The sequence below is a fragment of the Streptomyces sp. NPDC048417 genome (assembly GCF_040651615.1).
Taxonomy (GTDB): Bacteria; Actinomycetota; Actinomycetes; order Streptomycetales; family Streptomycetaceae; genus Streptomyces.
This window is the reverse complement of record NZ_JBEZKI010000015.1, coordinates 44411-65846: the sequence shown is the minus strand read 5'-3', so window position 1 is coordinate 65846 and position 21436 is coordinate 44411. Positions and strand designations below refer to the sequence as shown.

Annotated in this window: 22 protein-coding genes; 8 read left to right on the top strand and 14 right to left on the bottom strand. The window is 70.4% G+C overall.

What is annotated here, in order from left to right:
• Positions 1–263 precede the first annotated feature (263 nt).
• Both AB0D59_RS23825 and AB0D59_RS23820 read left to right on the top strand, forming a co-directional pair.
• On the top strand, positions 264–1619 hold the full coding sequence (locus tag AB0D59_RS23825; protein ID WP_362569132.1) for an RICIN domain-containing protein: 1356 nt from the start codon (positions 264–266) through the stop codon (positions 1617–1619).
• A gap of 237 nt (positions 1620–1856) precedes the next feature.
• Positions 1857–3284: an alkaline phosphatase family protein gene (locus tag AB0D59_RS23820; protein ID WP_362568694.1), complete on the top strand. Its 1428-nt coding sequence runs from the start codon at positions 1857–1859 to the stop codon at positions 3282–3284.
• A gap of 108 nt (positions 3285–3392) precedes the next feature.
• Here AB0D59_RS23820 and AB0D59_RS23815 read toward each other — a convergent pair whose 3' ends face one another.
• Positions 3393–5300, bottom strand: a complete 1908-nt coding sequence (locus AB0D59_RS23815; RefSeq protein WP_362568691.1) for an FHA domain-containing protein — start codon at positions 5298–5300, stop codon at positions 3393–3395.
• 287 nt (positions 5301–5587) lie between these two features.
• Complete coding sequence (locus AB0D59_RS23810) at positions 5588–7201, bottom strand: metallophosphoesterase family protein (RefSeq protein ID WP_362568688.1); 1614 nt, start codon at positions 7199–7201, stop codon at positions 5588–5590.
• A gap of 281 nt (positions 7202–7482) precedes the next feature.
• Here AB0D59_RS23810 and AB0D59_RS23805 point away from each other — a divergent pair, with 281 nt between their 5' ends.
• The gene (locus AB0D59_RS23805; RefSeq protein WP_362568685.1) at positions 7483–7956 is read left to right on the top strand and encodes a carboxymuconolactone decarboxylase family protein; all 474 of its coding nucleotides are present in this window, start codon (positions 7483–7485) and stop codon (positions 7954–7956) included.
• 74 nt (positions 7957–8030) lie between these two features.
• Here the strand turns inward: AB0D59_RS23805 and AB0D59_RS23800 are convergent, their stop codons facing one another.
• The gene (locus AB0D59_RS23800) at positions 8031–8477 is read right to left on the bottom strand and encodes a cupin domain-containing protein (RefSeq protein ID WP_362568682.1); all 447 of its coding nucleotides are present in this window, start codon (positions 8475–8477) and stop codon (positions 8031–8033) included.
• Positions 8478–8650: 173 nt separating this feature from the next.
• Between AB0D59_RS23800 and AB0D59_RS23795 the strand changes: the two genes are divergently transcribed.
• Positions 8651–9553 (top strand): RNA polymerase sigma-70 factor, encoded by a 903-nt coding sequence (locus AB0D59_RS23795; RefSeq protein WP_362568679.1) that lies wholly within the window; start codon positions 8651–8653, stop codon positions 9551–9553.
• Between the two features lie 210 nt (positions 9554–9763).
• On the opposite strand, the gene AB0D59_RS23790 is transcribed toward AB0D59_RS23795, so the two are convergent.
• From AB0D59_RS23790 to AB0D59_RS23745, 10 genes are all read right to left on the bottom strand, one after another.
• Positions 9764–10105, bottom strand: coding sequence for a hypothetical protein (locus AB0D59_RS23790; protein ID WP_362568676.1), 342 nt, complete (start codon positions 10103–10105; stop codon positions 9764–9766).
• A 631-nt stretch (positions 10106–10736) separates the two neighbouring features.
• Positions 10737–11837 carry a 1,2-phenylacetyl-CoA epoxidase subunit PaaE gene (gene paaE, locus AB0D59_RS23785; protein WP_362569129.1) on the bottom strand — a complete coding sequence of 367 codons (1101 nt, stop codon included), beginning with the start codon at positions 11835–11837 and terminating at the stop codon, positions 10737–10739.
• An 11-nt stretch (positions 11838–11848) separates the two neighbouring features.
• Complete coding sequence (gene paaD / locus AB0D59_RS23780) at positions 11849–12364, bottom strand: 1,2-phenylacetyl-CoA epoxidase subunit PaaD (RefSeq protein ID WP_362568673.1); 516 nt, start codon at positions 12362–12364, stop codon at positions 11849–11851.
• Positions 12358–13188 (bottom strand): 1,2-phenylacetyl-CoA epoxidase subunit PaaC, encoded by an 831-nt coding sequence (paaC, locus tag AB0D59_RS23775; RefSeq protein ID WP_362568670.1) that lies wholly within the window; start codon positions 13186–13188, stop codon positions 12358–12360. The genes paaD and paaC overlap by 7 nt, the downstream gene beginning before the upstream one ends.
• 9 nt (positions 13189–13197) lie before the next feature.
• Positions 13198–13488 carry a 1,2-phenylacetyl-CoA epoxidase subunit PaaB gene (gene paaB / locus AB0D59_RS23770; RefSeq protein WP_362568667.1) on the bottom strand — a complete coding sequence of 97 codons (291 nt, stop codon included), beginning with the start codon at positions 13486–13488 and terminating at the stop codon, positions 13198–13200.
• A complete protein-coding gene (paaA, locus tag AB0D59_RS23765) occupies positions 13485–14456 on the bottom strand; it encodes a 1,2-phenylacetyl-CoA epoxidase subunit PaaA (protein WP_362568664.1) in 972 nt (323 codons plus the stop codon). The genes paaB and paaA overlap by 4 nt, the downstream gene beginning before the upstream one ends.
• A gap of 156 nt (positions 14457–14612) precedes the next feature.
• Positions 14613–15464: a 3-hydroxyacyl-CoA dehydrogenase family protein gene (locus AB0D59_RS23760; protein ID WP_362568661.1), complete on the bottom strand. Its 852-nt coding sequence runs from the start codon at positions 15462–15464 to the stop codon at positions 14613–14615.
• Positions 15461–15631, bottom strand: coding sequence for a hypothetical protein (locus tag AB0D59_RS23755; protein WP_362568658.1), 171 nt, complete (start codon positions 15629–15631; stop codon positions 15461–15463). The genes AB0D59_RS23760 and AB0D59_RS23755 overlap by 4 nt, the downstream gene beginning before the upstream one ends.
• Positions 15628–16848: a thiolase family protein gene (locus tag AB0D59_RS23750; RefSeq protein WP_362568655.1), complete on the bottom strand. Its 1221-nt coding sequence runs from the start codon at positions 16846–16848 to the stop codon at positions 15628–15630. The genes AB0D59_RS23755 and AB0D59_RS23750 overlap by 4 nt, the downstream gene beginning before the upstream one ends.
• Entirely contained in the window at positions 16848–17033 is a 186-nt protein-coding gene (locus AB0D59_RS23745; protein ID WP_362568652.1) for a hypothetical protein, read from the bottom strand. The genes AB0D59_RS23750 and AB0D59_RS23745 overlap by 1 nt, the downstream gene beginning before the upstream one ends.
• A gap of 93 nt (positions 17034–17126) precedes the next feature.
• Here AB0D59_RS23745 and paaI point away from each other — a divergent pair, with 93 nt between their 5' ends.
• The 4 genes from paaI (at position 17127) to AB0D59_RS23725 (ending at position 20156) form a co-directional block, all read left to right on the top strand.
• Positions 17127–17555 (top strand): hydroxyphenylacetyl-CoA thioesterase PaaI, encoded by a 429-nt coding sequence (gene paaI, locus AB0D59_RS23740; RefSeq protein WP_362568649.1) that lies wholly within the window; start codon positions 17127–17129, stop codon positions 17553–17555.
• On the top strand, positions 17555–18901 hold the full coding sequence (paaK, locus tag AB0D59_RS23735) for a phenylacetate--CoA ligase PaaK (RefSeq protein WP_362568646.1): 1347 nt from the start codon (positions 17555–17557) through the stop codon (positions 18899–18901). The genes paaI and paaK overlap by 1 nt, the downstream gene beginning before the upstream one ends.
• A 42-nt stretch (positions 18902–18943) precedes the next feature.
• Complete coding sequence (locus tag AB0D59_RS23730) at positions 18944–19420, top strand: GNAT family N-acetyltransferase (RefSeq protein ID WP_362568643.1); 477 nt, start codon at positions 18944–18946, stop codon at positions 19418–19420.
• Between the two features lie 73 nt (positions 19421–19493).
• On the top strand, positions 19494–20156 hold the full coding sequence (locus AB0D59_RS23725) for a DUF5701 family protein (protein WP_362568641.1): 663 nt from the start codon (positions 19494–19496) through the stop codon (positions 20154–20156).
• Positions 20157–20210: 54 nt separating this feature from the next.
• Here the strand turns inward: AB0D59_RS23725 and AB0D59_RS23720 are convergent, their stop codons facing one another.
• Positions 20211–21269, bottom strand: a complete 1059-nt coding sequence (locus AB0D59_RS23720) for a cellulase family glycosylhydrolase (protein ID WP_362568639.1) — start codon at positions 21267–21269, stop codon at positions 20211–20213.
• Positions 21270–21436 lie beyond the last annotated feature (167 nt).

Below are 21436 nucleotides of genomic sequence, written 5' to 3'. Positions count from 1 at the left end.
TCACGCTCGTCCCTCCCGGGAGCTGCGGGGCCGCGGCGGACATCCGGGAGGGAGGCGTTCGCCGGCCATCCGGCCGGGCGGTGCGACACGGGGGGAGAGCCCTCGGGCTTCGACGCTGCTGCGAGTGGCTGACGTATCGTCATATCTGCTTGCAGGAAAAGGAATTCAATCAGGACCACTGGCGCAGCACACGTCCCACCAGATATCCCATGCCTCTGACAGCGTTGGTATCTCGTGTCAGAGTGAAGGGAAATCCCGTGCGACTGCGCCCCCTGCGCGTCCTGTGCTGTTCCGCCGTCCTCGCCCTGTCGGCGCCCGCCCTGCTGCCGGGCACCGCCTCGGCGGCCGTCCCCGCCGCCTCGGTCTACCTGCAGAACTTCGTCACCGGCCGCAACGCGGCAGACAGCGGTGGCACCGTGGCGGCCCACGACCCCAAGGGCAACGAAGACCACCAGCAGTGGACGGCCGTCGCGGTCGGCGGCGGCTACCAGCTCCAGAACGCCGACGAGTCCGGCACCTGCCTCGGACGCAGCGGCACCGCCGCGGTGACCGCCGCCTGCGGCGCGGACGGCACCACCTGGAGCATCACGGCCGGCGCCGACAGCACCTACACCGTCACCGCCCCCGGCACCTCGCAGTACCTCACCGGCTCCGCCTCGGACTCCGGCGCCGTACAGCTCGGCTCCGCGGGCGACCTCGCCCGCTGGTACCTCACCCCGGTCTCCTACGTCACCACGGCGATGCCCTCCGCCGACACCCGCACCCTGGACCAGGTCACCTTCCTGACCGCGCACAACGCCTTCGCCAACGGCTCCGACGGCAACTTCGCCTCGTTCCCCGTCAACCTGTTCCCCAACCAGAACTACGGCATCAGCCGGCAGCTGTCCGACGGCGTCCGCGGCTTCATGCTCGACGACTACACGGTCTCCGGCCAGGCCGTGCTCTGCCACAACAGCTGCGACGGCGTGAGCAGCCCCGTCCCGCTCGCCACCGACCTCCAGCGCATGGTCGACTTCCTCAAGGCCAACCCCGGCCAGTTCGCCACGGTCTTCCTGGAGGACTACGCCTCCTCCGACGTGCTGAAGTCGTCGCTGGCCTCGGTCAACGGCCTCTCCGACGTGCTGTACCGGCCGGACCAGGAGGGTGTGGCCGTCAAGGGCTGGCCCACGATGGCCGATCTCGCCGCCCGCGGCAAGCAGCTGCTGATCTTCAGCGACCGGACCCGGGCGAGCGACACCGCAGGCGGCTGGGCCGCCCGTGACACCTTCGGCGTGATGTACCAGCGCGAATGGACCGTGGAGAACTACTGGTCCATGGGCGGCGGCATAGGCGACTCCGACTGGTCCTGTTACAGCCGCTGGGGCACCGACAGACCCCTCACCACCGACTCGTCGGCGTTCCACCCGCTCTTCGTCATGAACCACTTCCGGGACTACCCGATCAGCTCCACCGTCGCCACCGACAACGGCAAACTCCTCAACCGCGCCCAGAGCTTCTGCACCCCCGCCGCCCGCAAGAAGCCCAACTATCTCGCCGTGGACCGTTACGACACCGGTTCACCGACCCCGATCACGACCGTGGGCTCCCTCAACACCTACATCCTCGCGCCGGGCCAGTGACCCCGCCCAGGTAGCAGCCGACGTTCTTCAACACCCGGCAACACCCGCGCGACGAGGAGGTGTTGCGGGAAAACGCCTGACCAACTCCTTCCGTGCGTTGGCCCGGAGTTCATCAGCCGCCCCTGATGCACCCCACCTCCCGGGGCCCACAGTGAACGGCGGCCCGTCCTCACGGCCGGGTCTGCCGTCACTCCCGCAAAAGTTCTCGCCCCCCGAGAACTTGAGAAAGGAGCATCCATGGCCGAGTTGACCCGTCGCAGACTCCTGGGCTCCGCCGTCGGCGCGCTCGGCGGCGCCGCCGCCCTCTCCCTGCTGCCGCCCAGCGTCCAGCAGGCCGTCGCCGCCGGACCGCCGAAGAACAGTTCCTTGCACGACATCGAACACGTCGTCATGCTGATGCAGGAGAACCGCTCCTTCGACCACTACTTCGGCACTCTCTCCGGTGTCCGCGGCTTCGCCGACCCGCACGCGCTGAAACTGGCCAGCGGGCGGTCCGTCTTCTACCAGCCCGACGCCGTCAACCCCAAGGGCTACCTGCTGCCCTTCCACCTCGACACGCACACGTCGAGCGCCCAGGCCATCCCGTCCACCAGCCACGCCTGGTCCGTGCAGCACCAGGCCTGGAACAACGGCAGGATGGACCAGTGGCTGCCCGCCCACCGCAAGGCGGACGGCGTCAACGGCCCGTATGTGATGGGGTACTACAACCGCAAGGACATCCCCTTCCAGTTCGCCCTCGCGGAGACCTTCACCGTCTGCGACAACTACTTCTGCTCCGTCTTCGGCCCGACCTGGCCGAACCGGCTGATGTGGATGACCGGGAGCATCGACCCGGGCGGCACCCAGGGCGGCCCGATCATCAGCAACGTCGCGCCCACTCCGTACCGCTGGACCACCTACGCCGAGCGCCTCCAGGCGGCCGGCGTCAGCTGGAAGGTGTACCAGGAGGAGGACGACTACGGCACGAACATGCTGGAGCAGTTCGCGTCGTTCAAGAACGCGCAGCCCGGCTCCGACCTGTACGAGCGGGGCGTACGCCCGCAGCCGCACGGCACCTTCGAGGACGACGCCCGCAACGACCGCCTTCCGACGGTGTCGTGGATCTGCCCCACCAGCTACCAGTCGGAGCACCCGAACTACCTCCCGGCGGCGGGCGCCGACTACGTGGCCTCCAAGATCGAGGCGATCGCCTCGAACCCCAAGGTGTGGCGCAAGACCGCGTTCATCCTCAACTACGACGAGAACGACGGCCTGTTCGACCACGTGGCACCGCCGACACCGCCCACGGGCACCAAGGACGAGTTCATCCAGGGTCTGCCGATCGGCGGCGGCTTCCGGGTCCCCGCCATCATCGTCTCGCCCTGGACGGTGGGCGGCTGGGTCGCCACCGAGGCCTTCGACCACACCTCCGCCCTGCAGTTCCTCGAACGCTTCACCGGCGTCGAGGAGCCGAACGTCAGCGACTGGCGCCGTGAGACCTTCGGCGACCTCACCACCGCCTTCCGGTTCCGCGAGGCCCGGCCGCGCCCGCCCCGCCTCCCCCACGACACGGCCGAGCAGTTGGAGAAGGCGAAGGAGGAGGTCGCCACCCTCCCCAAGCCCACGCTCCCGCAGGCCGACCAGACCTACCCCCACCAGGAGAAGGGCCACCGCCCCCATACCTGACAGCCGCCGCACCTGACAGCCGCCGCACCCCGCCCCGCGGTCAGCGGCGGCGGGGTGTCGGGCGAACGGGCCGTCCGTTCGGCGGCGCGTGCCGAAACGGATTCCGTCCTACGGCTTGGCCGTCGGCTCCAGTGCGACCACCGCCGCGGCGGCCGCGGACGAGTCCTCGCCGTAGAAGATGTCGATGTCGACCTCCTCGCCGCCCATCGTCAGCGTGTCCCAGGCTCCGCTGAGGACGAGCATGCGCAACGTGGCGGGCTGCAGTGTGCGCAGACGCTCCAGGATCGCCTCGTCGTCCGGCATGCCCTCCAGCCGGAGGGCCAGACGCGCACGGATGGCCTGCATACGCTCCAGCAGCGTCTTGGTGTCCGCCTCACGGTCGGGCTCGTCGGGGATCCCGTCGATGCCGTGGCCGATGATGTCCTTGATGGCCCAGGTGACACCCTGGTCGTCGGTGGTCACCATCGCCTTCCAGGCCCGGCTCTTGTGCCGGTACTGGAGCATCGACATGGCCGCCTCGTGCCGCAGGAAGTCCGCGTCCCGGAACGGCCGCCCGTGCCACGCCCCGTTGAGGGACCGGGCCAGCGAGATCGCCGAAGCCAGACCGCTGTTCAGCCCACGGCCCGGCCAGAAGTGGATGGAGTTGGCGGCGTCGCCGAGGAGGAAGCCGTAGGTGCCCGGGGAGTTGGCGGTGGGCGGCAGCAACTCGGCCGAGAAACGCGGGCGTTGCACCATGTCGAGGCGGAAGCTGGTGACCGCCGACAGGTCGTCGGACTCGACCCCGAACAGCAGCAGCCCCTCGCGCACCCGGCGCCACAGCGGGGAGCCCTTGACCAGGGCGGGCAGGAACAGCGTGCCGTGGGTCGCGCACTGGAAGTCGCCGTACTCGTCGCGGTCCATCAGGCACGGCCGGGAGGCGATGCACTCCTCGAAGACGCGGCGGACCGGATCGAGTCCGATGACCTCCGCGGCCTCGGCGTCGGTCAGCCGCATGTTGAGGAAGCCCTCGCCGCGCAGCGAGTTGAGCAGGAAGCGGTTCTGGGCGACGGTCAGCAGCACCGCCATGGGGTCGGTCAGGCCGGACTTCACCCGCAGGCCGAGGACGACGTCCTGCAGGTGGCGCCCGTCGAGGGAGTAGATCGACTCGTCGGCCTTGCCGAAGCGGGCGGCGAAGCGGTCCCGGGTGCGCGAGCGGCCGCCGTCGCAGATCGCGAGCACATGCTGGGTGGCGAGCGCCTCCTGCTGTTCCTCCGCGTCGAACCGGGCGGGTATGAGCCGGATCCGGTCCCGCTTCTCGTTCGCCAGCTCCAGCAGCCGGTCCTCGATATAGGCGATGCGCATGTTGCGAGGGTGGTTGTCGCCGACCGAGTCCGGACCGGAGGGCCACATCTCGGTGAAGTGCTCCGGGTCGAAGAGGCGCTCCCGGACCTCCTCCGGCCAGGCGAGGTACTGGCGGCTCTGTACGGTCACCACCTGCAGACGCCGTATGTTGCCCTCGTCCGGGCCCTTCCAGACGATGGTACGGCCCTGCTTGCGCCACCTGCCGTCGTAGACGGTGATCTGCACCTGGGGTCCGAGGAAGTGCTCGAGGAGCAGGGCGAAGGACAGGCCGACCGGGCCGCCGCCGGCCACGGTGACCCGCAGGACGGGCCCGCGTTCGCTCTCCTGCGCGCCGTGCGTCACGGATCGCGGAAGGGAGAGCGCCATCAGCGTCTCCATGGCGTCCGCGACCTCGAAGCGGAACTCCTGGTCGCCCAGGGAGATCTCGTCACCGGGCTGCAGCAGCCGGGACTCCACTTCCTCCCCGTTGACCAGAGTGCCGTTGCTGCTCTCCAGGTCACGCAGTACGTAACCCTTGTCCTCGTCGAAGACGATCTCCGCATGGAAGCGGGAGACGCTGAGGCTGGAGATGACGACGGTGTTCTCCGCGTTGCGTCCAAAGGTGACGCGGGTGTCCAGGACCGGGATGCGCTCCCCCGCCAGCAGACCTTCGAGTCCGACCAGCACCGGTGCCACGGCACTTCCTTCCACAAGCTGTCATGTTGTTGAACCGCGACACCGATCATGCGCTACAGCGCGGCAGTTCCCAAAGCGGCGTGCGGCTCAGTCCCCCGACCGCCCGCCGGGCGAGCATATAGTTGCTTAGCCAAGTATTTCCAGTGCGCGCTTCGGTACAATCCCTGCCGATCTGATGGGAGTTCGTCGGTTTTCGGCCAGAGTGGAAGCCGCCGCGGGGATGCGGTGAGCGGGCCGGGCGGATGCCGCCCGGCCCGCGTTTCGCTGCCGGCCCGCCAGGCTCAGGATCAGTGTCCGTGGCCGTCGGAGCGCTTGCGGTGCAGGGTGAAGTTCTCGAAGACGGTCAGTTCACCGTGCGGCTTGTTCACGTTGTAGTACGTGACGTGCATCCGGGTGGTGTCACCCGGGTGCCGGCCGGGGTCGACGGTGAACGCGGCGAAGCCATAGGGGTGTTCGATGTCCCGGACGCCGGTCCACACCGCCTGCTCCTTCACATAGGTGGAGGTGCGCTTGCCGTTGGAGCCGGGCGTCGCCGACACGGCGGTGATCACCTTGGCCGTGCCGTCCTTGAAGAAGCTCTGGTTGGTGGTGCCCGAGACGCCTCCGCCGCCGAGGATCATGTGCACGGTGCCGAGGCCGGCGTCGATGTCGTCGGTGGCCTGGGAGGCCGGGTTGGGGGTGAGGGTCTCACTGCCGGTCACGACACCGCGCACGGCCAGCGAACGCTCGTAGTTGTGCTCGTGGCCGCAGAGCACCAGGTCGACGCCGTACCGGTCGAACAGCGGGCCGTACTTCTCGCGCAGGCCCAGGTCCGCTCCGTTCGCGTCCGAGGAGCTGATCATGACCTGGTGCATGGCCACGACCACCCAGTCGATGTCCCGCGAGGACCGCGCCGCCTTCAGTTCCTTCTCCAGGAAGGCGAGCTGGCGGCCGCCGGAGTAGCCGCTGATGTAGACGTCACCGCCGTCCTGCAGGCAGTTGTCGTCGTTCTGCAGCACGATCACCCGCACCGAGCCGGCCGTGAACGCGTACCACAGGCCCGCGAGTTCGGCGTCCGTCTCGGTGGAGGGGAGGGAGAAGTAGGTCTGGTAGGCGCCGAGGCCGAGCGGGCCGTTGGCCTTCTCGATCTCGTGGTTGCCGGCCGCCGGCATCCAGGGGCGGAAGCGCGCCGAACGGGTGTTGTTGGTGAAGAAGTTGTTCCACGTCCGTACCCGGTCGACGTCCAGGTTGGCGTAGCAGAGGTCGCCGTTGAGGAGGTGGAAGAGCGGGGCGACCTGCTCGATACCGGTGACGATGTCCTTCGTCGCGGGTGTGGAGTTGGCGTCCAGGGCGACGGTGCCGTCGGCCGCCCAGGTCACCTGCGGGGCGGACTGGTCGCCGAAGCTGGTGAAGGTGACCGGCCGGCGTCCCTGCGGAGCCGTGCGGAACGTCCCGCTGTCGGGGGTCGCCCCCTCATGGGTGGCGAGGTACAGGTAGTCCGTATCCGGGGTGAGCCCCTTCAGCGGGGCGTGGTGGACGTAGACGGTGCGGTTGGAGGTGCCGTCGACGTAGGTGACGGTCTGGGCCTTCTTGCTGGATCCGAAGCCGTGCTCCAGGGTGCCGTAGCGCACGACGGGCTTGGTCACCGGCCGGTCCGTGATCCACGACACCGTCATCTGGGTGCGCGGGTCCGCGCCGAAGGTCAGGTGCAGGCCCTGGACCGGGGGCGCGCCGGAGGAGTCCGCGGTGAGGTGGAAGGCCGGGGCGGCGAGCGGGGCGGCCTGTGCCGTACCCGCGCCGAGCAGCCCGGTGGCGGCGGCCCCCGCCCCCGCGGTACCCAGCAGGCCCAGCGCGTGACGACGGCTGAACCCCTCCGCACCTCCCGCCGGTCTGCCCTCTGTCGAATCTGCCTGTGTGGTCATGACGCCCTCCCGACGTGCAGCTGAGCTGACAACGACCGCACCCTGGCCCAGCCCAACTGCCGCCACATGAACACCACATGGCCACCTGGCCACCACACGTCAGGTATCAGGCCGCCAAGTCCGGGCCATGCCCTCGCCTTTACCGACAGCCGCCCTGGTCTTGACCAACCCGTCGACGCCGAGCCCCTCGGGTGAGACCCACGTCACACACGCCTTCCTGTCACATCCTGCCGTCCGCTCCGGTCATTGGTGTGCACCCACCGCACGGCAAGGAGATCATCATGGAATCGCGTCTCGACTACTTCGGCCACCCGCTCGCGGGGAAGGTGCTGAGGCACATCAACTCGGCCGGCAAGGCCGTCTCGGACTCGACGCTGCCGGCCGCGGTCCAGGAACTCGTGAAGATCCGTGCGAGCCAGATCAACGGCTGCGGTTTCTGCACCGACATGCACACCAAGGACGCCGTGGTGGCCGGGGAGACCGCGCAGCGCCTCAACCTGGTCGCCGTCTGGCGTGAGGCGAAGGTGTTCACCGACGCGGAGCGCGCCGCGCTGGAGCTGGCGGAACAGGGCACCCGGATCGCCGACGCGGCCGGGGGCGTCACCGACGAGGTGTGGGCCAACGCCGCCAAGCACTTCGACGAGGAACAGCTCGTCGCCCTGATCTCCCTGATCGCCGTCATCAACGCCTACAACCGCATCAACGTCATCAACCAGCAGCCCGCCGGCGACTACCAGCCCGGCCAGTTCGGTTGACGGACGCCCGCCATCGGGACCGGCTGTGCCTTCCCCTCCGCGGGGAGGGGAAGGCACAGCCGGTCCGCCTGTCGTCAGTCCGTGGTGGGACGTGGGGCGCGCAGGTGGGCCCGCTCGGCCAGTTCACTCTCGTCGACCAGCTCCAGCATGGGCCTGCCCGGTGCGCACATCATGGTCACGACGAACCGGGTCCGCGCATCCGCCAGCGCGTTGCCGTCCTGGTAGTGGATCACGTCACCACCCGGCTCCCAGAACGTCCCGCCGGCCCCGACCACCCGCTCGGGCTCGCCCTCCAGCTCGAAGCGGACGGCGCCCTCGACGACGTACCCGAACGCCGGTCCCGAGTGGCGGTGCGGCGGGGTTCCCGGGTCTCCGGGCTCCCACTCGACATGGATGGTCATCGCCGAGGCTCCCTCGGGGACGGTGATCGGTGCGGCCTCCTGCAACACCGTCAGCGCCGTCTTCCACCCCTCCGGACGGGGCTGCCCGCCGGCCCCGTGCGCCGTGTTCCTGTCCGACATGGTCTGGCACCTCCATGGATTCGCCGTCCCTCGGCATCGGCCTTCGCCGCCGACGAGCGGGTACACAGTGGATCTGTGACCCGGCGGGAGCGGTTCGCACCGATCCGTACCGTTCTGTGTAGTTCTGTGCGATGCCAGCTTGTAGCATGGTGATCCAACTCTGGAGGACATCGATGCGCGGCGGTGAGAACGGGGACTCGGGCTCCCTCGACCAGGCGACGAAGGAATTCCTCGGCGCGCGTCCCAAGCTCTTCGGTATCGCCTATCGGGTGGTCGGCAGCGCCGTGGAAGCGGAGGACGTCGTCCAGGAGGCATGGGTGCGGTGGCAGAACACCGAGCGCGCCGGCATCCGGGAGCCGGTCGCGTTCCTGGCCACGGTCACCACCCGGCTGGCGATCAACTTCACCCAGTCCGCCAGGGCGCGCCGGGAATCCTACGTCGGCCCCTGGCTGCCCGAGCCCGTCGACACGAGCACGGACCCACAGCTGGGCGCGGAACGTGCGGAGGCCCTCGACCTGGCGGTTCTCCTCCTGCTGGAGAAGCTGAACCCCGTGGAGCGGGCCGCGTACGTGCTGCGGGAAGCGTTCGCCTACACGTACGGGCGGATCGCGGACATCGTGGAGACGAGCGAGGCGAACGCACGCCAGCTGGTGAGCCGTGCCCGCAGGCGTCTGAAGGCGGAGCGCCGGGAACCGGTGGACTCCGCCGAGCACCGGCGTTTCCTGGAGGTGTTTCTCGCCGCGGCGCAGAACGGCCGTCTGTCGGTGCTCGAAGAGGTCCTCACCGAGGACGTGATCAGCTATACCGACGGCGGCGGTATCCGCGGGGCGTCCAAGATCCCGGTTTTCGGGCTCCCGCATGTCTCCCGGTACCTCGTCGCCTTCGCGCCGCGTTTCTGGCCCCAGGCGGACGTGCGCTGGGTCGAGGCCAACGGCAGGCCGGCCGTCCTGATCTCGGCCGACGGGCACGCGGTGGCGCTGCTGTCCGTCGATGTGTCGGCACGCGGCATCGAACGCATCATGTGGGTGATGAACCCGGCCAAGCTGGCCCCCTACGTGGCTTCGCTGGACGGCTGAGCTCCTCGCCCAACAGGCCGCACCCCGACGCGGCAACGGATGATTTTCCTCGTTCTCCCGAACGGAGCTCTCCCGGACGGACTGTCACAAACGGCGGAGCCGCCCGTCTCTTCTGGGGTGCAGACACGGCGCACTCACATGACCGAACAGGGGCCGCGCATGTGACATCCCCATGCCACCGTCGGGGCCGGCGGGGAAGCGGGCGCGAGCTTACGACGCGCCGACCAGCACCACCGTGACGCACAGCGCCATCGCCGCGGTGATCAGGATCATCGCGGTCAGCGTCCCGCGCAGCCAGTGTCCGAAACGGGCGCGATGCCGCTGTTCCACCACGTCGATGCTCGCGGCGATGTGCTCCGTCACCATGCGGGCCACATAGGTCTGTTCCGCGAGATACCAGCGTTCGATGTCCGTCCTCTGGTCCTGCGTCAGCCCCGTCTCCTGCGCGGTGAAGTCCGCGACCCGCTGACGTGCCGCTCGCAGATGGGCCTGCCGGTAGAGGAAGTCCTGGATGTCGCTCAGGCCGCGCGCGGCCTCCTCGTTCGTGTCCATGGTGTGCTCCGCAGGTGAGGCGGCGGCGGTCCGGCCGGTCACTGTGGTTCGGGCGCGGTGTACGCGCGTCAGCGCCGGGGAGGAGAGCAGCGCGCACGAACGGTAGGGCCGGGACTGGTCGGGCCGGCGATCTCGCGAACGCCGCGCAGAGAGCTGGAGCAGACAACGTGAACGACCAGCGTGGCAACATCCGCGTGAAGCCGCAAGGGCACCGGCACGGCAGTGTCCTGTCGCCGCGATCTCGCCACGGCTCGCCATGACCGTGACGGCTGCTGCGGGACTGGCCACGGACGGCGAGCACGCGCGTCGGGCTGTTCGAGAAGGCGCCGACCGTACCCGGCACCGATCGCCGACCGTTCGAACTACCCGGGTACGGCTCGCCTACGGCGAACGGCGAACGGCGGTGGCGGTGGCGGTGGCGGTGGCGGTGGCGGTGGCGGTGGCGGGTCGAACGGCTCTTCCGCTCCCCGCGCACCGTCGCCGTCCACCTGCACCAGCTCTTCCTCAGACCGAGCGTGCCCTCCCGCGGCGCCCTGCGCGACGCGCCGGCGGACGACGACGCCTGACCAGCAGGGGACTTGAGGCACGCGCCCGGGTGCCCGTTCCCACCGGCACGCCTCGTTCCAGTCGGTCAGCTGTCGTAGTCGACCGTCAGTTTCTCGGAGACCGGGTACGACTGGCAGGTCAGCACGTAGCCGGCATCCACCTCGGCCGGTTCGAGGGCGTAGTTGCGGCGCATGTCCGCTTCGCCGTCCGTGATCCGTGCACGGCAGGTGCCGCAGACGCCGCCCTTGCAAGCGAAGGGGAGGTCCGGGCGGATGCGGGCGGCGGAGTCGAGGAGTGCGGTACCGCGCGGAAGCAGGGCGGTGGTGGAGCGGCCGTCCAGGGTGACGGTGACCTCGCTGGCCGGGCCCGTCGCCGCCGCCTCCTCGTGGCGGACGGGTTCGATCGGCTCGTCGGCGAAGAAGAGTTCCTGGTGGATCCGGCCGCCGGGGACGCCCAGCCCGGCCAGGACCTGTTGGGCGTCGAGCACCATGCCGTGCGGGCCGCACAGCCACCAGTGGTCGGCGAAGGCAACGTCGATCAGCCCCGCGACGAGGGCGGCCAGACGGTCACTGTCCAGGCGGCCGGAGAGGATTTCGGCTTCGCGGGGCTCGCGGGACAGGACGTGGGCGAGGTGGAAGCGGGTGCGGTACTCGTCCTTCAGGTCGGCCAGTTCGTCGGCGAACATCACGGTGTCGGTGCGCCGGTTGCCGTAGAACAGCGTCACCTTGGAGCGGTCGTCGGCCGCCAGGACCGACTCGGCGATGGACATCATGGGGGTGATGCCCGAGCCGGCCGCGATCAGCACATGGTGGCCGGGCACCGTGAGGTCGGGGGTGAACGCTCCGGTCGGGGCCATCACCTGGACGGTGTCGCCGGGCCGCACCTCGTGGACCAGCCAGGAGGAGAAGAGTCCGCCGGGTACCTCCCGGACGCCGATGCGGGGCGGCGCGCCGACGGGCGAGCAGATCGAGTAGGAGCGCCGCTCGTCGCGGCCGTCGATCTCGCGGCGCAGGGTGAGTGACTGGCCGGGGCCGAAGGCGAACTCCTCCGCCAGGGCCTCGGGGATGTCGAAGGTGACCGCCACGGCGTCCTCGCACAGGCGCTGGACGGCGGCGACGCGCAGGGGATGGAAGGCTGGGCGGCGCCGGCGGACTGTCGTCGCGTGGGCACCGGCGGTCGGTGCCATCAGCTCTGCCATCAGATCTCCTTGACGTACTCGAACGGCTCGCGGCAGGCCAGGCACCGCCACAGCGCCTTGCAGGAGGTGGCCGCGAAACGGGAGGTCTCCTCGGTGTCGGCCGATCCGCAGCGCGGGCAGGTGACCGTGCGCCGGGTCGGTGACAGGTTCAGCGGGACGGGACCGGTGGGGTGCCGCGGCGCCGTCGTGGGCGGTGCGATGCCGTGTGCGGCGAGCTTGCGGCGCCCTGCGGGAGTGATCCAGTCACTCGTCCACGGCGGGTCGAGGACCGTACGGATCTCGACGCGGTCGAACCCGGCGTCCCGCAGGCACGCGGCGACCCCGGCCCGCATCTCGGCCATGGCGGGGCAGCCCGAATAGGTGGGGGTGAGACCGGCGACCACCGTGCCGTCGGCCTCGATCGTCACGGTCCGCAGCACCCCGAGGTCGGCCAGGGTGAGCATGGGCAGCTCGGGGTCGGGGACCTGTTCGGCGAGGTCCCGGGCCCGCCGGACGTCGGACAGGACGGTCACCATGTCGCCTCCGGGTGGGCGCGGGCCACGCTCTGCAGCTCGGCCAGGAGCGGGGCGAGGTGTGCGGTGTGTCCGCCGTGCCGACCGTGGCCGGGCAGGGCCGCGGTGTGCGGCACTGGGAGTCCGGCCGCGTCCAGGACCTGCTGGAGATCGGCGAGGACCGCCTCGCGCACGTCCTGCGCGGCGAACAGTTCCTCCCAGTAGGGAGCCTGTGATTCCAGAGCGGTCAGCATGCGCGCGTGGGACTCTTCCGTGCCGTCGCCCAGGCGTACGACCCATTCGGCGGCGTACTGCCGGTGGTAGGTCAGTTCCTTCACGCCCTTGGCCGCGATCGCCGCGAGCACCGGGTCGGGTGCCGAGGCAAGTTCGGTGAAGTGGGCGAGGCGCCAGCTGGCGAACACCAGCAGCCGCAGGACGGAGAAGGCGAAGTCGCCGTTGGGGAGTTCGGCGAGGCGTACGTTGCGGAAGTCGCCGGCGTCGCGGAAGTAGGCGTAGGCGTCCTCCGTACGGCCGGTGCCGTCCGTCTGGCCGCAGCGCGCGTACAGCAGCCGTGCCTGGCCGAGCAGGTCGAGCCCGATGTTGGCCAGCGCCACCTCCTCCTCCAGCTCGGGCGCCCGGGTGACCCATTCGGCGAGCCGCTGGGCCAGGACCAGGGCGTCGTCGCCGAGCGCCAGGCACTGGTCGGCCAGCGCGGCGGCGTCGACGCCCTCGGGTACCGCGGTGTCGACGCCGTACAGCGGGTCTTCGAAGCCGGTGCCGAAGGCCCAGCGGGCGTCGCCGTCGTCGTGGCCCTCGGCCAGCGAAAGGTAGACGTGGTCGTCACTCATCACCGGCTCCTAGATGTGCGGGACATCGTCGGGGATGTCGTAGAAGGTCGGGTGCCGGTAGACCTTGTCGGCGCTGGGGGCGAAGAAAGGGTCCTTCTCGTCCCGGCTGGAGGCGGCGATGTGGTCCGAGCGCACGGCCCAGATGCTGACGCCTTCGTTGCGCCGGGTGTACAGGTCGCGGGCGTGGGTGAGGGCCATCTCGTCGTCCGCGGCGTGCAGCGATCCGACGTGGACATGGTTGAGGCCGCGCTTGCCGCGGATGAACACCTCGTACAGGGGCCAGTTCCCCGAGTCGCTCATGCGACTGCCTCCTTACGTGCCCGGGCGGCCTGCTTGGCGGCATGCGCGCCGGCGGCCGCACGCACCCAGGCGCCCTCCTCGTGGGCCTCGCGCCTGCGCTGCATCCGCTGTGCGTTGCAGGGGCCGTTGCCGCTGATGACTTCCTTGAGTTCAAAGAAGTCGGGGGTGCCGAAGTCGTGACGCCCGCGCTCCTCGTTCCAGCGCAGTTCGGGGTCGGGCAGGGTCACGCCGAGCTTGGCCGCCTGGGGCACGGTCATGTCGACGAAGCGCTGACGCAGTTCGTCATTGCTGTGCCGCTTGATCTTCCAGGCCATCGACTGCGCGGAGTTGGGCGAGTCGTCGTCGGGCGGACCGAACATCATCAGGGACGGCCACCACCAGCGGTCCACCGCGTCCTGCACCATCTCCCGCTGGGCATCGGTGCCGCGCATCATGGTCATCAGCAGTTCGTAGCCCTGCCGTTGGTGGAAGGACTCCTCCTTGCAGATCCGCACCATCGCGCGGGCGTAGGGCCCGTAGGAGCTGCGGCACAGGGGGACCTGGTTGCAGATGGCCGCGCCGTCGACGAACCAGCCGATGACCCCGACGTCCGCGAAGCTGGGCGTGGGGTAGTTGAAGATCGACGAGTACTTCTGGCGGCCTTCGAGGAGGCGCTGGGTGAGCTCCGCCCGGTCGATGCCCAGGGTCTCGGCGGCCGAGTACAGGTACAGGCCGTGGCCGGCCTCGTCCTGGACCTTGGCGAACAGGATCGCCTTGCGGCGCAGCGAGGGCGCCCGGGTGATCCACTCGCCCTCCGGCTGCATGCCGATGATCTCCGAGTGCGCGTGCTGGGCGATCTGCCGGACCAGTGTCCTGCGGTAGCCCTCGGGCATCCAGTCGCGCGGTTCGATCCGCTGGTCGCGCGAGATCGTCGTCTCGAAATGGGACTCCAGGTCGTGCTCGGCGTCCCTTCCGGCCGCTTCCGTCATCTCCACCCACTCCCTACCGACCATTCGTTCGGTTTATCATAAGGTATACCCTCCCTGATCTGGCAAGAGCCGTACCGGACCGGTGCCGGCAGCAGACGGCCGCCGTGGCGTCCGGGGACGGCCCGGCACGGTGATACGGCGGCCGGCCCGCGCCGGTCACCAGGTGTAGAAACCCTGGCCCGTCTTCTGTCCCAGTTCGCCGCGGGCCACCTTGTCGCGCAGCAGCCGCGGCGGGGCGAAGCGGTCGCCGAGGGTGGCGTGGAGGTGTTCGGCGATGGCGAGCCGGACGTCGAGTCCGACCAGGTCGGTCAGGCGCAGGGGCCCCATGGGGTGCTTGTAGCCGAGCCGCATCGCGTCGTCGATGGCCTCGGGGGCGGCGACGCCCTCCTCGACCATGCGGATCGCCTCCAGCCCCAGGGCCAGGCCGAGCCGGCTGCTGGCGAAGCCGGGCGAGTCCTTGACGACGACGTCCTGCTTGCCGAGCGCCCTGGTCCACTCCAGGGCGGCCCGGACGGTGTGCTCGGCGGTGTCGGGGGCGACGACGATCTCGACCAGCGCGGAGGCGGGCACCGGGTTGAAGAAGTGCATCCCGAGGAACCGGTCCGGCCGCCTGAGGACGGCGGCGAGATCGGTGACCGACAGCGAGCTGGTGTTGGTGGCCAGGACGGTCGTGTCGCCCACGGCTTCCTCGGCGGCCTTCAGGAGGCGGGCCTTGAGCGCCGCGTCCTCCGGTACCGCTTCCACGACCAGTTCGGTCCCCGGCGGCAGGGCGTCCACCGTGGGGACGACGCTCACCCGGCCGGCCACCCGCTCCGCGGGCTCGCTCAGACGGCCGCGCTCCCCGGCCCGCCGCAGACTGCCGCCGATCCGCTCCAGCGCCGCCGCGGCGGCCTCTCCTCCACTCTCCACCACGGTCACGGCGGAACCGGCGGTGGCGAAGGACTGGGCGATCCCCGCGCCCATCCGGCCGCCGCCGATCACCGCGACGGTGTCGGGTGCCGACGTCATGCGCGACTCCTCTTCTCAAGAGAACCTGTCATGCGGTCCTCGACGATCACGCGGCCGTTGACGGTGGCGCGGGCCTCGGGGCGGTGGCGGGCGACGACGACCCGGTCGGCTCGCTCCGCCACCGGCGGCGTGCCATACGCGTACGCGTACGGCGGAGAGCTGGTCACACCCGCTCCACCAGGAGCGCGACGCCCTGGCCCACGCCCACGCAGAGCGTGGCCAGCCCGCGGCGGCCGTTCTCCCGTTCGAGGCGGCCGAGGAGGGTCAGCAGGATGCGGGCACCGGAGCAGCCGAGCGGATGTCCGAGGGCGATGGCGCCGCCGTCGGCGTTGACCTTGTCCTCGTCGAGCTTGAGACGGCGGATGACGGCCAGGGCCTGCACGGCGAACGCCTCGTTGAGTTCCACGGCGTCCAGATCGTCCGGCTGCCAGCCGGCCCGGGCCAGCGCCTTCTGGGTGGCGGGGACCGGGCCCAGACCCATCAGGTTGGGCTGCACGCCGGCGGAGGCCGAGGCGACGATCCGGGCCCGTGGGGTGAGGCCGTAGCGCTCCACCGCCTCGGCTCCGGCGACCATCAGGGCCGCCGCGCCGTCGGACAGCGGGGAGGACGAGCCGGCGGTGACGACGCCGTCCTCGCGGAAGACGGTCCGCAGGGAGCCCAGCTTCTCCAGGGTGGTGGCGGGGCGGGGGCCCTCGTCGCGGGTCACCTCGCCGTCGCGCACGGGGACGGGGACGATCTCGCGGTCGAAGCGGCCCGCCTCCTGGGCGGCCACGGCCCGCTGGTGGCTGCGCAGGGCGAAGGCGTCGGACTCGGCGCGGGTGATGCCGTCCAGGGCCGCGACCTCCTCCGCGGTCTCGCCCATGGACAGCGTGACCTTCGCCGTCTCCGGTCCGGCGTCCTCGGGGACGGCCCGGTCGGCGGCGGTGAAGCGCGGGTTGGTGAACCGCCAGCCCAGGGCCGTGTCGTGCACCTGCCCCGGTTTGGCCCACGGGGTGCCGGGCTTCTCCATCACCCAGGGTGCCCGGGTCATCGACTCCACTCCCCCGGCGACGACGAGGTCCGCCTCTCCGGCGCGGATCGTCTGGGCCGCCGAGGCCACCGCCGTCAGGCCGGACGCGCACAGGCGGTTGACGGTGTAGCCGGGCACGGTGTGCGGCAGCCCGGCGAGCAGCACCGCCATCCGGGCCACGTCCCGATTGTCCTCGCCCGCCTGGTTGGCGGCTCCGAGGACGACCTCGTCCAAGGCCTCGCCGGGCACTCCGGCGCGCCGGACGGCCTCGGCGACGACGAGGGCGGCGAGGTCGTCGGCGCGTACGCCGGCCAGGGCACCGCCGTAGCGGCCCTGCGGGGTGCGGGCCCCGTCGATCAGGTAGACGTCCGGCATCAGGCGGCCTCCTCGGCTGCGGTGGGGACGGGGCGGCGCGACCGCGGGGCGGCGAAGACGAGGCGGACGGGTCCGAACCACTTGCGGGACCGGTGGTCGCGGCCCGTGACGGCGTCCGCCGCACGCTCGATCAGCGTGCGGTGACACGCGAAGTGGTCGGGTCCCTCAGGGGTCTTGCGCGGCATGCGGTGCACCTCTTGACATGCGGAGGGCTTGCTGGATTACTTGACCACACCGCACGCTAACCGAATGTTCGGTCGGTCCACAAGGTGGTGGAAATGACGACCCGGGTACCGGATACGACGCCTGGCCCCGTCGAGACGATGTTCGCCGCGGACGAGGCGTCACGAGGGCTCGGCATCGAGCTGCTTGAGCACGGCGAAGGGACCGCCGTGCTGCGGATGACCGTGACGTCCTCCCAGGTCAACGGGCATCGGATCGCCCACGGCGGCTATCTCTTCCTCCTCGCCGACACGGCGTTCGCCTGTGCCTGCAACAGCCACGGCCCCGTGACCGTCGCCGCAGGCGCCGACATCGACTTCATCGCACCCGCGTACGAAGGCGATGTGCTGGTGGCCACGGCGCGGGAGCGCGTTCGGTTCGGCCGCAGCGGTGTCTACGACGTGAGCGTTGTGCGCGGAGACGAAGTGATCGCGGAGTTCCGCGGGCGCAGTCGCACCCTCCGCGCACGGATTGAGGAGCCGTGATGAGCAGCGAAGTGATCGCGCAGGAGCCGAGGGCCACCCGCCGGGGGGAGCCACTTCCCGAGGCACTCCTGGACGACGCCGAGCGGATGTCCCGCGAGGAGCTGGCGGCGCTCCAGCTCACCCGGCTGCGCGCGACGCTGCGGCACGCGTACGACAACGTGGAGCTGTACCGCAAGAAGTTCGACGCGGCCGGCGTGCGGCCCGAGGACTGCCACACCCTGGCGGACCTCGCCCGGTTCCCCTTCACGACCAAGGCGGACCTGCGGGACACCTACCCCTTCGGCATGTTCGCCGTCCCGATGTCCGAGGTGCGGCGCGTGCACGCGTCCAGCGGCACCACCGGCCGTCCGACCGTGGTCGGATACACCGACAACGACCTGTCCATGTGGGCGGACGTCGTCGCCCGCTCCATCCGGGCCGCCGGTGGCCGGCCCGGGCACAAGGTGCACATCTCCTACGGCTACGGCCTGTTCACCGGCGGCCTGGGGGCCCACTACGGCGCGGAGCGCGCCGGCTGCACCGTGATCCCCGCCTCCGGCGGCATGACCGCACGCCAGGTGCAGATCATCCAGGACTTCCGTCCCGAGATCATCATGGTCACGCCCTCCTACATGCTGACCCTGCTCGACGAGTTCGAGCGTCAGGGCATCGATCCCCGCTCCACCTCCCTGGAGGTCGGCATCTTCGGCGCCGAACCCTGGACGGAGGAGATGCGCCGTGAGATCGAGGAGCGCCTGGACATCCACGCGGTCGACATCTACGGGCTGTCCGAGGTCATCGGCCCCGGCGTCGCGCAGGAATGCGTGGACACCAAGGACGGGCTGCATGTCTGGGAGGACCACTTCTACCCCGAGGTCGTGGACCCGCTGACCGACGAGGTGCTGGCCGAGGGCGACAGCGGCGAGCTGGTCTTCACCTCGCTCACCAAGGAAGCGCTGCCCATCGTCCGCTACCGCACCCGGGACCTGACCCGGCTGCTGCCCGGCACCGCACGTCCCGGATTCCGCCGTATCGAGAAGATCACCGGCCGTTGCGACGACATGATCATCCTGCGCGGGGTCAACGTCTTCCCCAGCCAGGTGGAGGAGATCGTGCTGCGGACGCCGGGCGTGGCCCCGCACTTCCAGATCCAGATCAGTCAGCGGGGGCGGATGGACCACATGACCGTTCGCGTGGAGGCGCGGCACGACGCCGGTCCAGCCGACCGCGAGGCCGCCGCGAAGACGATCGCCCAGGGCATCAAGGACGGTGTCGGGGTCACCGTGGAGGTGGCCGTCGTCGACCCGGAGACCCTGGAGCGCTCGGTCGGCAAGATCCGCCGGGTCAAGGACCTGCGCAAGTCCTAATGCGCTGGCGGGCGAACGGCCGGGGCGCCTACTGTCCTGCCCATGCCTGAGCTGCACCTGCTCCGACCGGACCACGCCCCGGCAATCCTCGCCTTCGAGCGGGAGAACCGCGCCTACTTCGCGGCGTCCATCCCTGACCGCGGCGACGACTACTTCGCCCGGTTCGACGAGCGGCACCGCGCACTGCTGGCCGAACAGGACGCCGGGATCTGCTACTTCCATGTGGTGGTCGACGACGCGGGCGAGGTACTGGGGCGGGTCAACCTGGCGGACGTGGCGGACGGAGGCGCCGATCTCGGCTACCGGATGGCGCAGCGGGCCGCCGGGCGGGGACTGGCCACCTGGGCCGTGCGGGAGATGTGCGGCCTCGCCACCGGGTACGGACTGACCGTCCTGCGTGCCGCGACCACCCTCGACAACGCCGCGTCCCGAGCCGTACTCGCCCGTGTCGGCTTCACCGTCACCGGCGAGACACGGCTCTCCGGCCGTCCCGGACTGACGTATCTGCGCCCTCTGTAGGGATTTTCGGGAACATCCCGGTGGGCCGCCTCGTTGCCTCAGGGCCGATCCCGTCCCCGACCCTGGGAGCATCGTGCCTGAATCCGCGTCCGTCACTTCGACCGTTCTCCCCGCGCTCCCGTCCCTCGGCACGCAGGCCGAGCGGCTCATCGAGTCGGGGGTGCATGAGATCGCCGGACTGTCCGCGGCCGAGGTCCGCGCCGTCGCCGCGGCCCCCGCCGAGGACGGTGCCCTGCTCGCCGTCCACCCGGAGCACGCCCCCGCCTCCTCGCTCGCACCGCTGCTGCGACACGACGGCAGGCCCGGTTTCGTGGTCACCGACATGACCGACGTCGACCTCTTCGCCCCGCTCGGCACGCTCACACTGCCCGACGCCCCGCTCTACGTCCTCACCGGCCTCGACCGGGGCGACCGCATGGCCAATTGGAGCCCGGACGAGGCGCTGCCCGCGCTCGCCGCGCAGGACCGCACCCCGCTGCTGCTCAGCGAGGGGATCCACTGGGTGCTGCAACAGCCCGCCGTCCTGGAGCGCAACCACTGCTTCATGACGATCGGTTCGCGGCTGCGCAAGGCCAACGGGGCCCTGGACTCCCGTACTCCGGCGCTCTGGATCAGCAACGGCACCGGACGGGACGGCCGTGAGCGCCGCAACGCGCCCAAGGTGGGCTGGTGCTGGGCGGGCAACCGGCATACCTGGCTGGGCTTCGCCTCGGCAGCGGGCCGCCGGGGCCGGTAGGTCGCGCCGCCGGGCCGCGGTGCTCGTAACGCACCGCGGCCCTCCCGGAGTCGGTCAGCGGCTCACCGGCCTGCCGCGGCCCCACGCCCAGGCGAGGCGGTCGGCGCCGGACCGGTTCGTGGTGGCCAGCCAGGGGCGGGACGCGTCGCCGATCAGCTTCTGGATCGAGTAGGTGTCGTCGGTGCGCAGGCCGGGCCAGTACACCGAGCCCATGCCGAGCTTGCGGAACAGGTCCGTGTCGGCCTGGATGAAGTTGACGGAGTTGTTGTCGGGCGCCGGCACGTTGTAGTCGAGGCCCGTGGTCATCGGGGCGCCGAACTCGTCGGCGACGGTCCGGCCCGCGCAGTCGCCGAGACGTTCCTTCAGGTCGGCCGCCCACTCGTCGTAGGTGGCGTAGCTCTTCCAGAAGCCGTAGTGGTGCAGGGAGAGGTAGGTGCCCTTCAGGCGTGGGTCGGCGCAGACGGTGGTGACGTGGTCGTTGTAGCCGGCGCCGCTGACGAAGACCCGGTCGTGCGGGACGGACGGGTAGGTCGCCAGCCACTTGGCGGCCAGGTCGGCCCACTCGGCGTCGGTGTAGCCGTGCGGCTCGTTCATCGGCTCGAAGTAGACGTGCGGGTCGTGCGGGTAGGCCTTCACGACGGTGTCCCACATGGGCCAGTAGGTGGCCTCGTCGTCGATGAAGCCGTCCTTGTTGGCGCCGGTGCCCTCCCAGTAGGAGACGATCACCTTGAAGCCCTGTGCCGACGCCGCGTCGATGACCCCGCGGTACGACCTCCAGTAGGAGCCGTTCACCGTGTACGGGTTGATGGGCAGCCGTACGGTGTTCGCCCCTAGGTTGGCTCGGAACGCCGCGATCACCCGGGTCGCCTTGGCGTAGGTCCGGGCGTAGCTGTCGGACAGCGACAGGCCGGACAGCACCACCGGGTCGTCGGCGTAGTTGTCGCGCGGGTCGGCCCAGTTGACGCCCTTGAACTGGCTGGTGCCGTGGCCGGGCACGGCGGCGGACGCGGGGCTGCCGGTGAGGGTCGTGGCACCGACCGCGGCGATCGCGACCGCCGCCACAGCGGCGCGGGTCCGAGGGGTGATACGAGTTCCGGCGGGGGTCTTGCGCATCAACGTGCCCTTTCAGGAGACGGCGGCTCGACACGGTGGCTCGTTGTCCCGGTCGCGTGTTCACGTAAACATCGACCTGGCGTGTTTGCGTGGACATCCCCTGCGCGACGAGGCGACGGGATCTCCGTCCGGGCTGGTCACACGGCGATGTTTACGTAAACTCGAAA

Excerpts from the sequence above, each read along its gene's own strand:
- AB0D59_RS23820 (WP_362568694.1), top strand. The coding sequence starts at position 1,857 with ATGGCCGAGTTGACCCGTCGCAGACTCCTGGGCTCCGCCGTCGGCGCG.
- AB0D59_RS23810 (WP_362568688.1), bottom strand. The coding sequence starts at position 7,201 with ATGACCACACAGGCAGATTCGACAGAGGGCAGACCGGCGGGAGGTGCG.
- AB0D59_RS23805 (WP_362568685.1), top strand. The coding sequence starts at position 7,483 with ATGGAATCGCGTCTCGACTACTTCGGCCACCCGCTCGCGGGGAAGGTG.
- AB0D59_RS23800 (WP_362568682.1), bottom strand. The coding sequence starts at position 8,477 with ATGTCGGACAGGAACACGGCGCACGGGGCCGGCGGGCAGCCCCGTCCG.
- AB0D59_RS23795 (WP_362568679.1), top strand. The coding sequence starts at position 8,651 with ATGCGCGGCGGTGAGAACGGGGACTCGGGCTCCCTCGACCAGGCGACG.
- AB0D59_RS23790 (WP_362568676.1), bottom strand. The coding sequence starts at position 10,105 with ATGGACACGAACGAGGAGGCCGCGCGCGGCCTGAGCGACATCCAGGAC.
- paaE (WP_362569129.1), bottom strand. The coding sequence starts at position 11,837 with ATGGCACCGACCGCCGGTGCCCACGCGACGACAGTCCGCCGGCGCCGC.
- paaD (WP_362568673.1), bottom strand. The coding sequence starts at position 12,364 with ATGGTGACCGTCCTGTCCGACGTCCGGCGGGCCCGGGACCTCGCCGAA.
- paaC (WP_362568670.1), bottom strand. The coding sequence starts at position 13,188 with ATGAGTGACGACCACGTCTACCTTTCGCTGGCCGAGGGCCACGACGAC.
- paaB (WP_362568667.1), bottom strand. The coding sequence starts at position 13,488 with ATGAGCGACTCGGGGAACTGGCCCCTGTACGAGGTGTTCATCCGCGGC.
- paaA (WP_362568664.1), bottom strand. The coding sequence starts at position 14,456 with ATGACGGAAGCGGCCGGAAGGGACGCCGAGCACGACCTGGAGTCCCAT.
- AB0D59_RS23760 (WP_362568661.1), bottom strand. The coding sequence starts at position 15,464 with ATGACGTCGGCACCCGACACCGTCGCGGTGATCGGCGGCGGCCGGATG.
- AB0D59_RS23750 (WP_362568655.1), bottom strand. The coding sequence starts at position 16,848 with ATGCCGGACGTCTACCTGATCGACGGGGCCCGCACCCCGCAGGGCCGC.
- AB0D59_RS23745 (WP_362568652.1), bottom strand. The coding sequence starts at position 17,033 with ATGCCGCGCAAGACCCCTGAGGGACCCGACCACTTCGCGTGTCACCGC.
- paaI (WP_362568649.1), top strand. The coding sequence starts at position 17,127 with ATGACGACCCGGGTACCGGATACGACGCCTGGCCCCGTCGAGACGATG.
- paaK (WP_362568646.1), top strand. The coding sequence starts at position 17,555 with ATGAGCAGCGAAGTGATCGCGCAGGAGCCGAGGGCCACCCGCCGGGGG.
- AB0D59_RS23730 (WP_362568643.1), top strand. The coding sequence starts at position 18,944 with ATGCCTGAGCTGCACCTGCTCCGACCGGACCACGCCCCGGCAATCCTC.
- AB0D59_RS23720 (WP_362568639.1), bottom strand. The coding sequence starts at position 21,269 with ATGCGCAAGACCCCCGCCGGAACTCGTATCACCCCTCGGACCCGCGCC.